Raw genomic sequence first — 13,069 nt, forward strand, 5'->3', positions numbered from 1 at the left:
CGCGATCGCGATGCTAGAAGAGTCCGCGCCGCCGCCGCGGCGCCAGGAACGTGTATCGGACACACTTCGGCCGGCGGCAGCGCCGTCCCGACGGAACCGTCGGATACGGGCACTCTGCCGGGATTTGGGGGCGTCCGCGTGATGGCGCACCGGACGGGAGGCCCCGGCACGCCGGGCCGGGGCGCCCGCAGAAGAGGCCGGAAATTTCTGCAAGCCCTTGCTGTCGTCTTCCCGACAGTCCGCAACACGACGGTCGGACCCCATTGGAAGGCGGCCGTACGCCCCCCGATGCTGAACGGGGCGCGCCGATCCCGGATGCGCGCCGAGCAGGAAGGGCGCCAGCGAATGAACCCCAGACGGCCGGCCGGACCCCTCACGGCCGGGCGGTTCAGCCGTCCACCGGATGGACCACCTCGACCCCCTTCTCCCGCAGCGCTTCGACCGCCGGGGAGTCGCCGGGGGCGTCCGTGACGACGAGGGCGATCTCCTCCATCGAGCAGATCCGGCCCAGCGCGGTGCGGCCGATCTTGTCCGCGGTGGCCACGAGGACCACCCGCTGCGCGGACGCCACCGCGGCCCGCTTCACCTGGACGTCGTCCAGGTCGTAGGCGGTGGCGCCCTGGACCGCGTCGACGCCGCAGCAGCCCAGCACGAACGTGTCGAAGCACAGGTCCTTGAACGTCTGCACCGGGGTCTGGCCGTGGAACGAGAGCTCCTCGGGACGCACCTGCCCCCCGGGCATCACCAGCTGGATGCCCGAGTGCCCGGAGAGCGCGAAGGCGGCGTGCAGGGAGAGGGGGGTGACCGTGAACTGGCGGCCGGCCATGGCCCTGGCGACGGCCACGGCGGTGGTGCCGGTGTCGAGGGCCACGGTCTCGCCGTCGGTGAGGAGCTCGACCACGGCGCGCGCCAGCCGCTCCTTGGCCTGCACCCCCGACATGGCCCGGATCGCATAGGGCGGCTCGACGCCTCCGGGCAGGCTGCTCACGGCGCCGCCGCGGACCCGGCGCAGCGCACCCCGGGACTCCAGCACCTCCAGGTCCCGCCGGATGGTCATCTCGGACGCCCCGGTCGCCTGGGCCAGCTCGGCCACGGTCGCGCGGTTCTGCTGCACGAGCAGTCCCACGACGAACTTGTGCCTCTCCATCACGTTCATGTGTCTGCTTTTAGCACAGACGGCGGCGCCGGAGGGTCCCGGTGAGCGTTTCGCACACCCGATCTGTTGTAACGAACATTTATCGTGAGTACTGTGAGCGAGGAAGTGTGCATTCCACGCTTCTGTGAACGCCAAGTCTGTTCATTCAGCCAAGGACGATGAGGAGAGTCATGTCCGCCACCAGTGAGGCCGACCTGCCGGAAGCGGGAAGGCCTCTCCTCACCACCGTCGCGATCACCGCCTCGTGCGTGGCGTTCGTGGTGATCGGCGCCCTGCAGGCGCTCTACGGGCCCGCGATCCCCGCCCTGCGGGAGGAGTACGGCATCAGCCCGGCAGTGGCCGGGCTCAGTCTCAGCGCCCACTTCGTCGGCGCGCTGGCGGGTGTGCTGATCTACCACCTCCTGCGGGGCCGCCTGAACAACCGGGCGCTCCTCGGCGGTTCCTACGTACTCATGGCCGCGGGCGCGGCGGTCTTCGCCTTCTCGCCGACCTGGCTCCTGGCCCTCGCCGGGACGTTCGTCATCGGCCTCGGCTTCGGCGGCATCGACTACGGCCTCAACCAGCTGTTCGCCGTCGGCTTCGGCCGCCGCAGCACAGCCATGCTCAACCTGCTCAACGGGCACTTCGGCATCGGCGCCATCGCGGGTCCGGCCCTGATCGGCTGGCTCGGGGCGGAGAACTACCCGGAGATCTTCGTCGGGATCGGCGTGATCAGCCTGCTGATCCTGGTCACGCTCGGCGGGGTCGCCGCCCGCGAGCCCCGCCCCGCACCGGCGGAGGGCACCTCGGCGGGCGGGGCCCGCGTACTCCCGGTCATCGCGGTGTTCATCGGCGTCTACGTGCTGCACGTCGCCATCGAGACCGGCGTGGGCGGCTGGGAGCCCACCCACCTCGAAGCCGTCGGATACGGCGCCGCCACCGCCGCCACCGCGACCTCCGCGTACTGGGCCGCCATGACCGTCGGCCGGTTCGTCGTCGCGCCCCTCAGCCTGCGCTGGTCCGCCCCCTCGATCCTGATCGTCTGCTGCGCCGGCATGGCCGGGTTCCTGCTGCTGGCGACCGTTCCGGCCTTCGCCCCGTACGCGTACTTCGGCGTCGGCCTGATGATCGCGCCCATCTTCCCGACCTGCCTGCCCTGGCTGAACCGCGCGGTCCCGAGCGTGGCCGCGGCCGGCGCCTACGTGATCGCCGCCTCGATGATCGGCGGCGTGGCCTTCCCCCCGCTGCTGGGCGGGGTGATCGACACAATGGAGGTGAAGACGGTGCCCCTGGTGCTGTTCGTGCTCGCCGTGGTGTGCGGCGCCCTCAGCCTGTGGCTGCGGCGCAACGCCCCCGATCCCGGCGGGGTGGACGGCCCCCGCGCCCCGGGGCGCACGGACGCCGTCGCCACGCCCTCGCCCTGAGAGGCGTAAGGAACACAAGGAACGCAGGAACGACAAGCAGCGCAAGAACCGTAAGGAACGCGAAGCATGAAAGCCGTCCTCTTCGACATGTTCGGCGTCATCGCCCGTCTCCAGTCAGCCGAGTCGCAGGGCGTACTGGAACGCACGGCCGGCGGCGATCCCCGCCTCTTCTGGGAGGCGTACTGGTCCCACCGCGCCCCCTACGACCGTGGCGAAGTGACCGGCCCCGGCTACTGGCAGCGGGTCTGCGCACAGCTGGGGGTCCCGCTCGACGCCCGCCTGACCGCCGAGCTGATCGCCGCCGACCTCGCCAGCTGGAGCGAGACCGACGGGAGCATGGTGGATCTGCTCGGCGACCTTTCCGACCGCGGTTTCGTCCTCGGGCTGCTCTCCAACATCCCCGAGGAGCTGGCCGCCCGCTACGAGGCCACGCAGCCCTGGCTGGAGAGGTTCGCGGTCCGCGGCCTCTCCTGCCGGATCGGCAGCGCCAAGCCCGAACCCGCCGCCTACGAGTGGTGCGTCCGCGAACTCGGACTGCCTCCCGGGCAGATCCTGTTCGTCGACGACCGGCCCGACAACGTCCGGGCCGCATGCGAACTCGGCTTCCAGGGGCATCTGTTCACGTCCCCCGAGGCGCTGAGGGCCGCGCTGGAGACCGTCACGCCGTAGCGGCTGCGCCTGGGCCGCCGTCACGGCCTCCCCCGGGCGCGCGCCCCGCCCTTTCGGCCTTTCCGGCCCTTTCTCGCCACAAATCCTCGTGCGAGGAGATTCACATGCCGAATTCCCCTCTTGTCAGGGCCTGTTGGAATGTGATCGGATGAAAGAGAAGGCGCTGCCACGAGATCCCCGTGCGAATGGGTGACGTATTCCGGGCCGCCGCCGGCATCGAGCCGCATCCCCCCACACCCTGCATGTCCGTCGGACGCGAGTACCCCTGTTCCGTCCGCACCGTGATGCTTTTCCGAACCGTGTGAGAGAGAACCATGGAAACCAAGGATGTCACCGAGCACATCTATTACCCCGTCAGCGATTTCAAGATGGCGCGGGGTGAGGGTGTCTACCTCTACGACGAGGACGGCAACAGCTACCTCGACTGCGCTTCGGCGACGTTCAACCTGAGCCTGGGCTATTCCCATCCGGCCGTCATAGCCGCCATGAAGGACCAGCTCGACAAGGTGGTCCACATCACCTCCTCCTACCAGAGCGACCCGGTCAACGGCCTGGTCCAGCGGCTGGTGGAGGTGTCCCCGGCCGGCCTGACCAAGGTGCACCCCAAGGTGTCGGGCGGTTCCGCCGCCAACGAGGGCGCCATCAAGATGGCCCAGTTAGCCACCGGGAAATCGGAAGTCATCACGCTGTTCCGCAGTCACGTGGGACAGACGATGATGATGACGTCGATGTCGGGGAACTCGTTCCGCCGCGAGCCGTTCCCCAACCTCTTCCCCGGCAGCCTCCAGGTGCCCGACCCGTACTGCTTCCGCTGCTTCTACGGGCAGCAGAAGGATTCGTGCGGGATGATGTGCGTGGACCGGCTCGAGGACTTCGTCGACTACGCGAGTTCCGGCCGCGTCGCCGCCGTCCTCATCGAGCCGATTTCCGGGAACGGCGGCAACATCGTGCCCCCGGACGGCTACATGCAGAAGCTGCGGGCCTTCTGCGACGAGCAGAACATCGCCCTCGTCTTCGACGAGATCCAGACCGGCATCGGCCGCACCGGCCACATGTTCGCGGCCCAGTACTTCGACGTCGAGCCCGATGCCATCACCACGGCCAAGGGCCTCGGCGGATCGGGTGCCCAGGTGGCGGCGATCCTGACCAACGAGCGCCTCGCCGGCCTTCCCGCCAGCCACCATTCCTTCACCTACGGCGCCAACCTGCTGGCCGCCGCAGCGGCGAACGTCACCCTCGACATCGTGCGGCAGCCGGAGTTCCTGGCCAATGTCACACGGACCGGCGACTTCATCATGGAACGCCTCCACGACATGAAGCGCCGGTACCCCGCCATCGTGGACGTCCGCGGCGTCGGCCTCATGATCGGTTTCGAGATCGCCGAGTCGGACGGCAAGCCGGCCGTGAAGCTCACCAACCACCTGGCCGCCAAGGCCATGGAGCACGGTCTGATCCTGCGCACCTCGCGCTACGGCTACGGCAACGTCCTCAAGATCCGTCCGCCGCTGATCCTCACCATGGACCAGGCCGAGGAGATCTGCGACAAGCTGGAGAACCTCTTCCTGGCGGAGCTGGCCCGATGACCGCCTCGGACCGGGTCACCAACCCGATGAAGCAGCTCCTCACCTCCCTCGGGCAGCACGTCCGCTCCGAGCTGCTGGCCTACGAGGCCCACGGCCGCGAGCGCCGGGTCCACGGCGACTCCCCCGGCGGCGACGCCCAGTTCGACGTCGACGAGGTGGCAGAGAAGGCCGTACTGGACTACCTCCGCGCCCATGCCGGCGTACCGACCGCCCTGTACACCGAGGACGGCTGCTACGTCGAGCTCGCGCCCGATCCGCAGATCCTCCTCGTCGTCGACCCGATCGACGGCACCCGCCCCACATCGGCCGGACTCGAGATGGGCATGGTGTCCATCGCGGCCGCCCCCTACGGCGACGGAGCGCCCACCCTCGCCGACGTCGACGCCGCCTGCCTGGTGGAGATCAAGAGCGGTGCGTGGCTCTACGGGGACGAGGCCGGCGGACTCGACAGCGGCGGCTTCCCCGCCCCCGTACCGCGGCTGAGCCGGAACACCGACCTGACCCGCATGTTCTGGTCGATCGAGTTCAACGGCCACCCCATGGACCTGATGACCGGGGCCTACGGTCATCTCGTCGACCGGTCGGCCAACACCGGCGGCATCTTCGTCTTCAACAGCAGCACCTTCTCCATCTCCCGCATCATCACCGGCCAGCTCGACGCCTACGCCGACATCGGCAACCGCGTCCTGCGCGACCACCCCGACACGGAAGAGGCGTTCCTGCGGGTGGGCCGCGGCTCGATCCTGCACCTCTTCCCCTACGACATCGCGGCCGTGGTGTACCTCGCCCGGCTGGCCGGCGTCGTCATCACCGACGCCTACGGCGACGACCTCGGCAGCACCTCGCTGGTGGACCTCGGCCCGATGAACCAGAAGTCCTGCATCGCCGCTGCCACCCCCGAACTCCACAAGCAGCTCCTCGAATCCATCCGCTGGGACCTCGGCCGCGGTACCAACGCGTCCGCGAGGGAGGAATCATGAAGGCCCTGACGCTCACCGCCGACCGCACGCTCGCCCTGGTCGACCACCCCAAGCCCGAGCCGCTCGCCGCCGACGACGTCGTCATCCGCGTCACCCAGAGCGGGATCTGCGGCACCGACCGCAGCGTGCTCGTCGGCAAGTTCCCCGCCGAGACCGGCGTGGTGATGGGCCACGAGGCCGTCGGCGTCGTCGACGCCACCGGTCCCGGCGTCACCCGTTTCGCGGTCGGCGACCGGGTGATCGTCAACCCCACCCTGTACTGCGGCACCTGCCCCACCTGCCTCGAAGGGCACTGGAACTTCTGCGGCCACAAGGCGGGCACCGAGGTCGGGTTGGACTACGACGGCTCCTTCGCCGAGTTCATCCGCCTCCCCGAACTGTTCTGCCACGCCATACCCGACGGCATGAGCTTCGACCGCGCCGTCGTCGTGGAGCCGCTCGCGTGCGCGCTGAACAACATCGAGGCGGGCCGGCTGGCGCCGGGCGAGACCGCCGTGGTCGTCGGCGCCGGCCCGATGGGCGTCGTCACCGCCATGGCCGCCCAGCTGTACGGGGCCACCGTCCTGCTCGTCGAGCCCGACCCGGTCCGGCGGCGGCTCGCGCAGGAGGTGTTCGACGCCCCCGAGTTCGCGGGCCGCGTCGGCCTCCACACCCCGGACGACCCCGAACTCGCCGGACGCGGCGACCTGGTCGTCGACTCCGTGGGCAACCTCCTGGAGCAGAGCCTCGGCTACGCCGCCCTGCGCGGCCGGGTCGTCGTGATGGGCTTCAACAGCAACGCCTCCGCCACCGTCCGCCCGCTCACCCTCCTCCAGCGCGGCCTGCAGATCATCGGCGCCGGCGACTACAACAGCATGATCTTCCCGAGGGCCGTGGAGCTGGCCCGCCGGCTCCCGCTGGAGCGCGTGGTCACCCACCGCTTCGGCCTCGCCGACCACGAGGAGGCGTTCAAGGCCCTGGCCGCCGTCCCGGGCGCCGAGTACGCCGCACTGAAGGTGGTCCTCGTACCGCCGCACACCGGAGCGGACGCATGAGCCCCTCCCCGCGCACCCGGCTGGCCGGCGCGCTGGTCCCCGGCACGACCCGGCCCGTCGTCGTCGGCGAGTACCCGTACTACCGGGCCGACCCCGCCAACTGGGCCTCCAACCTGCGGGAACTGCGCGCCCTCGGCGTGGACGTCGTCTCCTGCTACCTGCCGTGGCGGTTCCACGAGACCGGTGAGGGCGACGGCCGCTCCTTCGACTTCACCGGGAAGACCGACCCGCAGCGCGACGTGGTCGGCCTGCTGGAGCTGGCGGAGCGGGCCGGACTGCGCGTCCTGCTCAAACCCGGCCCGTTCATCCATGCGGAGGTCCAGCTCGGCGGGCTGCCCGACCGGCTGTGCGGCCCGGAGCACACTCCGTACCGCGGCCTGGACGGCAGTGTCCTCACCTCCCAGGGCCGGCCGCTGCCCAGCCTCCTCGACCCGGTGGTGCAGGCCGAGACGCGGACCTGGCTGAAGGCCGTCGCCGACGAGGTCGTCGCCGGGGCCGCCGCCCCCGACGGCCCCGTGGTCGCCCTCCAGCTCGGCAACGAGGGCACCGCGGGGGACGCCCACCTCCCCGTGGACGCCCAGGACGCCTCGCCGGCCGCCCGCGAGGCCTTCGCCCGCTGGCTGGCCGGACGCGGCCTGCACGACGAGGCCGCGCAGACCGCCGACGACGTCGCCCGGTGGACCAGCGCGCTGCGGCAGCTGTGGTCCCGGTGGTCCGGGCACGCCATCGTCGGCCTGTGGGACTGGATCTCCGCACTGTTCCCGGAGGGCCCGGTCCGGCTGGCCAACGTGCCCCTGACCGGTACCGCCGCACCGCGCGCCGCCCTGGACGCCTGGGCGTCACGGCAGCACGCCGTACAGGGCTCGGCGCACCTGATCGGGCACACCGAGTGGGTCGGCAATCCGGCACGCGACACGACCGCGTTCGGCTCCCACCTGACCGGGATCCTGCTCGGCGGCACCGATGTCGTCGAGGCCAACTGGGGGTTCACCTGGACCGACGCGGCGTTCGCCCGGCCGGCCACGCCCGTCTTCAACGCCCTGCTGGCCCTCCTGCTGGGCTCCACCACCGTCAGCGTCTACACCGCCTGCGCCACGGACAACTGGGGCGCCCTGGTGGACATGGACCCCGACGGACTGCGCTCCGAGGGCGTCGATCCGGCCCTCCACGCGCCGCCGTACAGCCCCGGGGCGCCGCTCGCCGAGTCCGGCACCCACCAGGCCAACGCGGAAGGCCTGCGCCTGCTCGCCGCCTTCCTCGACCGGTTCGGCGACGTGCTGCTCGCCGGCACCCCGGACGCCGACGCGGTGGTCCTCGTCGACCGGACCCTGCCGGAGGCGGGAGCCTGGCAGCGCACCGGCCGTACCGTCCTCGCCGAACTCGCCGACGCGGTGCACGAGCAGCTGGCCGGCTCCGGCCTGCTGATCGCCCCGGCCTGGCTCGACGCACCTCCGGGACAGGGCGAGGGCGGTAGCGGGCTGCCCGTCGCCGTGCTGCGCGCGGGCCACCCCGACGGCTCCGACGGCCCCGGTGAGCTGACGCTCCCCGCCGGGGAGTCCGCCCACGGGTCGGTCGCGGCCTTCGTCGCCTCGTTCGCCGCGGCGCTGCCCGCCGCGGACGCGCCGCGCTGGACGACGGCGCACGGCAGGGCGCGCGTACTGAGCCGCTCCGGGCCCGGGGGCATCCGCATCCTCGGCGCCTTCAACCCGGCCGACGGCGAGGACCGGGTCACCGGTGCCGGCGGCGGCTGGGCCCTGGAGCTGCCCGCCGGGTCCGCCGCCGTGACCGTCAGCCGCGACGGCGAACTCCTGGGATGGCTGGCCACCCCCGAGCCGCCGTCCACCACCCCCGTCGCCCTCACCTGGGACGGCGAACAGGCCGACGCCCTGCGCGTCCGGGCCTCCTGAGAACGCGGGCGGCGGGAGAGCGCACCTGACAGCGCGCCTCCCGCCGCCCGCTCGTACGACGTGCCGGTCAGCCGGTCAGTCGGTGAAGGAGCCGTGCCGGCCGGCGCCGTTCGCGAAGCGGTCCGCGCCCGACCGGGTCTCCCCCGCGGTGAGCGGGACGAGGCCGTGCCGGTACTCGGCGGCCAGGGCCTCCCGCTCGCCCAGGCCGTGCTGCTCCCGTACGGAGAGCCGGTCGTGCCGCAGACACAGCTGCGGGAAGCCGGCGATCTCGTGGGCGAGGAGCTCCGCCGCGCGGCGGGCTTCCCCGGGCGGTACGAGGCGGTTGACGAGGCCGATCCCGTGGGCCTCGGCGGCGGTCACCGGGCGGCCGGTGAGGATCAGGTCCATCGCCCGGCTCTCGCCGATCAGGCGCGGCAGCCGCACCGTGCCGCCGTCGATGAGCGGTACGCCCCAGCGGCGGCAGAACACGCCGAACGTGGCGTCCTCCTCCGCCACCCTCAGGTCGCACCACAGGGCCAGTTCGAGTCCGCCCGCCACCGCGTGGCCGCTGATCGCGGCGATGACCGGTTTGGTCAGGTGCATCCGCGTGGGGCCCATCGGCCCGTCGCCCCCGGCCTCCACGCGGTTGCCGCGGTCGGTGCCGAGGGCCTTGAGGTCGGCGCCGGCGCAGAACGTGCCGCCCTCGCCCCACAGCACGGCGACGGACGCGTCCTCGTCCTCCTCGAACGCGCGGAAGGCGTCGGCGAGCCGGGCCGCCGTCGGGCCGTCGACCGCGTTGCGGACCCCGGGGCGGCTGAGGACCACCGTACGGACGGGGCCGTCGCGTTCGATCCGGACGGCGGACGGTTCGGAGGGCGTGGCCACGGCGTGACTCCAGGGTCCGGTGCTGCTGTCGGATGCGCGGGGTGGTGCAGCGGACCACTCTGCAGCAATCACCGGGGCGGCACGAGTGGGACTGCGTACCCGGAACGTCAGTCGACGCCGAGCAGGCGCCTCAGCTCGTCGGGACGGGAGGCGATTGCGGCGCGGTCGGCCCGGTGGACGATGGCTCCCTTGCTCATGACGGCCACGGTCCGGGCGGCGGAGAGGGCGAGTCCCAGGTTCTGTTCGACGAGGACGACCGACATGCCCTGCGCGCCCACCTCGCGGATGACCTCGCCCACCTGGGAGACGATCGCGGGCGCGAGGCCGTCGGACGGCTCGTCGAGCAGCAGCAGCCGGGGATTGCCCAGCAGGGCCCGGGCGATCGCGAGCATCTGCTGTTCGCCTCCGGAGAGCTGGTCGCCGCGGTGCCCGAGCCGCTCCCCCAGCCGTGGCAGCAGGTCGAGTACGCGGGCCCTGGTCCAGGGCCCGCGCGCCGGGCGGCGGGAGGCGATCGTGAGGTGTTCGTCGACGGTGAGCGGCGCGAAGACCCTGCGTCCCTGGGGCACGACGCCGACGCCGGCCCGGGCGATCGCGTCGACGCGGGATCCGGCGATCTCCCGGCCGTCGAGGGTGACGCTGCCTTCGTAGGGCCGGACGAGCCCCATGACGGTCGAGACGAGCGTGGTCTTCCCGACGCCGTTCCGTCCCAGGAGGGCGACGGTCTCGCCTGCGGCGAGGTCCAGGTCGACACCGCCGAGGACGACGCCCCCGGCATATCCGGAGCGCAGTGCACGGATGCGGAAGAACGGGTTCACGGGGTGGCCTCCATGGTGCCGAGATAGGCGGTCTGGACGTCGTCGGAGGCCCGCACCTCGTCCGGGGAGCCGGTCATCAGGTGCCTGCCGAGGTGCATGACCGTCACCGTGTCGGCGAGCTCGAAGACCATGTCGAGGTCGTGTTCGACGAGGAGGACGGTCACCTCCCGGGGCAGGTCCGCGATCAGTTCGGTGAGCCGCGCGGTCTCCGCCGGCGACATGCCGGCGGCGGGCTCGTCCAGGAGCAGCAGGCGGGGCCGGGTGCCCAGGGCCACGGCCACCTCCAGCTGGCGCCGCTCGCCGTGCGAGAGCGCGGACGCCGTGACGTCGTGCCGGGCGGGCAGGCCCACCCGGGCGAGCAGCTCGTCCGCCCGGGCGATCGCCGCATGCCGGGCGGCGGCCCTGCGCCGCCGGCCGAGCCCGAGCCCGAGCCGGGCCCCGAGCCCGGCTCCGGTCTCGGTGGCGGCCCGGCGCTCCACTGCGAGCAGCACGTTCTCCAGCACCGTCTCGCGCATGAAGAGACTGGAGTGCTGGAACGTCGCCGCGACGCCGAGCCCCACGCGGCGTTCCACGGGCAGCCGGGTGACGTCCTGCCCGTCGACGAGGATGGTTCCGGCGGTGGCGGGGAGCGTTCCCGAGATCAGGCCGAAGAGTGTCGACTTGCCCGCGCCGTTCGGGCCGATGACCGCGTGCCGGGCGCCCGGCCGCACCGTGAGGTCGACCTCGTCCAGGGCCCGGAAGGAGCCGAAGTGCCGTGAGACCCGGCGCAGTTCCAGTGGATCGAGAGCTGTCACGCCGGCCTCTTCCGGATGCGCTTGAACGGGATGCGTACGCCGGCCAGCCCGCCGGGCAGCGTGTACACGGCGACGACGAAGAGCACGCCGAGCAGCAGGGGCCCATGTCCGGCGACGGCCTCGAGGTTGCCGAGGTAGTCGCGGGTGAGCCAGACCAGCGCGGCGCCGGCGCAGGCCCCCCACGTCGAGCCGGAGCCTCCGATGACGACGGCGAGCAGCGCCAGGGCGGCGGTCTCGAAGCCGGCGTCGCCGGGCGAGACGAACCGCTGGACCGAGACCCACAGGGACCCGGCGGCCCCGGCCAGTGCCGCGGCCGTGCAGTACACGGCGAGGGCGTACCGCCGGGTGGGGTAGCCGATCGCCCGCATCCGGGGCTCGTTGTCGCGGATTCCGCGCAGGGCGAGGGCGAACGGTGTCGAGCCGAGCCGGGAGACGGCCACGAGGAGCAGCAGGAACACGGCCAGGACGTAGAAGTAGACCAGCCCGTCGAGCTCCAGGGCGGGCATCCCGGGCAGCGGTACGACGGGCGGGATGCCCGACATCCCGTCGGTGCCGTTCGTCACCGGTTTCCAGTTGACGGCGGCGCTGTAGACGATCTCGCCGATGGCCAGCGTCAGCATCAGGAACACCACGCCCCGTGCCCGTACCGCGAGCCATCCCGTCGGCACTGCCACGAGGGCGGAGGCCGCGGCGGCGATGAGGAGTTGGAGCACTCCGATGCCGGTGAGTGCCGTCGCGGCGATCGCCGCCGCGTAGGCGCCGACGCCGAAGTGGGCCGACTGGCCGAGGGTGGGCAGGCCCGTCAGACCGGTGAGCAGGTTCACGCTCACGGCGAGCAGGGCGAACACCAGGATCCGCGACAGGGTGCCGACGGCGTACGGGCCGAGGACGAAGGGGGCCAGGACGAGCGGGAGCAGGGCGAGGGCGCCCGCGGCCGCGGTCACGGCCGGCCTGCGTGTCGTCCGGTGGGCGGCGGTGGACCGGCTCATGCACGCACCGCCGCCGGGACGAGGCCGTTCGGGCGGACCACGAGCACGAGCAGCATGGTGCCGAACAGGAGGAAGGGGGCGTACTCCGGGAGCAGCGCCACCCCGAGGGTCTGCACCTGGCCGATGAGGAGGGCTCCGGCGAGGGCTCCGCGCACCGATCCGAGGCCGCCGACGACCACGACGACGAGCGAGAGGACCAGTACGGTCTCGTCGACTCCCGGCCCGGGGCCGAGGATCGGCGCTCCGAGGACACCGCCTGCCGCCGCGAGGGCCGCGCCCGCCGCGAAGACCCCGTAGAGCACCTTGCGGACGTCGACGCCGAGCGCGCGGACCATGTCCCGGTCGGCGACGGTGGCCCGTACGAGAGCTCCGAGGGGGCTGCGTTCGAAGACGAGGTACACGAGGAGCGCGAGGCCGGCCGCGACGCCGATGAACACGAGCCGGTAGACCGGGTAGGCGTGGCCGGCGAGGTCCAGCGTCCCGCGCAGGGCCTTCGGCGGGTCGGTGGGCAGCACCTCCCCGCCGAAGGCCGCGGTGAGGAGGTCGGCGCCGATGAAGGTGATGCCGAGGGTGAGCACGGCCTGGTCGAGGTGGCCGCGCCGGGCCAGCGGCTGGGTGAGGAAGGTCAGGGCCGCCCCGCCCGCGCTGCCCGCGAGGGCGCCGGCGAGCAGGGCGAGGAGCAGACCCGTGAGGCTCCCGCCGGACAGTGCGTGGGCGACGTAGGCCCCGGCGAGGTAGAGCGTGCCGTGGGCCAGGTTGAGCACGTCCATCATGCCGAAGACCAGGGAGAGCCCGACCGCGATCGTGAACAGCAGCAGACCGAAGGCGACGCCGTCGATGACGCTGACGAAGTTGCCGTCCAACCATGCGGTCAT

General features: G+C 72.2%; 12 protein-coding genes. 6 read left to right on the plus strand and 6 right to left on the minus strand.

Annotated elements, in window-relative coordinates; genetic code table 11:
• Nucleotides 1–388: 388 nt before the first annotated feature.
• Nucleotides 389–1,156, minus strand: coding sequence for a DeoR/GlpR family DNA-binding transcription regulator (locus ACIGFK_RS00685; RefSeq protein WP_376655999.1), 768 nt, complete (start codon nt 1,154–1,156; stop codon nt 389–391).
• Between the two features lie 170 nt (nt 1,157–1,326).
• Here ACIGFK_RS00685 and ACIGFK_RS00690 point away from each other — a divergent pair, with 170 nt between their 5' ends.
• The 6 genes from ACIGFK_RS00690 (at nt 1,327) to ACIGFK_RS00715 (ending at nt 8,732) form a co-directional block, all read left to right on the plus strand.
• On the plus strand, nt 1,327–2,559 hold the full coding sequence (locus ACIGFK_RS00690; RefSeq protein WP_376655998.1) for a sugar MFS transporter: 1,233 nt from the start codon (nt 1,327–1,329) through the stop codon (nt 2,557–2,559).
• A 66-nt stretch (nt 2,560–2,625) separates the two neighbouring features.
• On the plus strand, nt 2,626–3,228 hold the full coding sequence (locus tag ACIGFK_RS00695; RefSeq protein WP_376655997.1) for an HAD family hydrolase: 603 nt from the start codon (nt 2,626–2,628) through the stop codon (nt 3,226–3,228).
• 314 nt (nt 3,229–3,542) lie between these two features.
• Nucleotides 3,543–4,811, plus strand: a complete 1,269-nt coding sequence (locus ACIGFK_RS00700) for an aspartate aminotransferase family protein (RefSeq protein WP_376655996.1) — start codon at nt 3,543–3,545, stop codon at nt 4,809–4,811.
• Nucleotides 4,808–5,791, plus strand: coding sequence for an inositol monophosphatase family protein (locus ACIGFK_RS00705; protein ID WP_376655995.1), 984 nt, complete (start codon nt 4,808–4,810; stop codon nt 5,789–5,791). Before ACIGFK_RS00700 ends, ACIGFK_RS00705 begins: the two co-directional genes overlap by 4 nt.
• Nucleotides 5,788–6,825: a zinc-binding dehydrogenase gene (locus tag ACIGFK_RS00710; RefSeq protein ID WP_376655994.1), complete on the plus strand. Its 1,038-nt coding sequence runs from the start codon at nt 5,788–5,790 to the stop codon at nt 6,823–6,825. Before ACIGFK_RS00705 ends, ACIGFK_RS00710 begins: the two co-directional genes overlap by 4 nt.
• Nucleotides 6,822–8,732, plus strand: a complete 1,911-nt coding sequence (locus tag ACIGFK_RS00715) for a beta-galactosidase (protein ID WP_400050063.1) — start codon at nt 6,822–6,824, stop codon at nt 8,730–8,732. Before ACIGFK_RS00710 ends, ACIGFK_RS00715 begins: the two co-directional genes overlap by 4 nt.
• A 75-nt stretch (nt 8,733–8,807) precedes the next feature.
• Here ACIGFK_RS00715 and ACIGFK_RS00720 read toward each other — a convergent pair whose 3' ends face one another.
• From ACIGFK_RS00720 to ACIGFK_RS00740, 5 genes are all read right to left on the minus strand, one after another.
• Nucleotides 8,808–9,596 carry a crotonase/enoyl-CoA hydratase family protein gene (locus tag ACIGFK_RS00720; RefSeq protein ID WP_376655992.1) on the minus strand — a complete coding sequence of 263 codons (789 nt, stop codon included), beginning with the start codon at nt 9,594–9,596 and terminating at the stop codon, nt 8,808–8,810.
• A 107-nt stretch (nt 9,597–9,703) separates the two neighbouring features.
• On the minus strand, nt 9,704–10,411 hold the full coding sequence (locus tag ACIGFK_RS00725; RefSeq protein WP_400050064.1) for an ABC transporter ATP-binding protein: 708 nt from the start codon (nt 10,409–10,411) through the stop codon (nt 9,704–9,706).
• Nucleotides 10,408–11,205 carry an ABC transporter ATP-binding protein gene (locus ACIGFK_RS00730; RefSeq protein WP_400050065.1) on the minus strand — a complete coding sequence of 266 codons (798 nt, stop codon included), beginning with the start codon at nt 11,203–11,205 and terminating at the stop codon, nt 10,408–10,410. The genes ACIGFK_RS00725 and ACIGFK_RS00730 overlap by 4 nt, the downstream gene beginning before the upstream one ends.
• The gene (locus ACIGFK_RS00735; protein WP_376655989.1) at nt 11,202–12,194 is read right to left on the minus strand and encodes a branched-chain amino acid ABC transporter permease; all 993 of its coding nucleotides are present in this window, start codon (nt 12,192–12,194) and stop codon (nt 11,202–11,204) included. Before ACIGFK_RS00735 ends, ACIGFK_RS00730 begins: the two co-directional genes overlap by 4 nt.
• Complete coding sequence (locus ACIGFK_RS00740) at nt 12,191–13,069, minus strand: branched-chain amino acid ABC transporter permease (RefSeq protein WP_376655988.1); 879 nt, start codon at nt 13,067–13,069, stop codon at nt 12,191–12,193. Before ACIGFK_RS00740 ends, ACIGFK_RS00735 begins: the two co-directional genes overlap by 4 nt.

The organism is Streptomyces sp. NPDC085524 (genome assembly GCF_044541755.1).
Classification (GTDB): Bacteria; Actinomycetota; Actinomycetes; order Streptomycetales; family Streptomycetaceae; genus Streptomyces.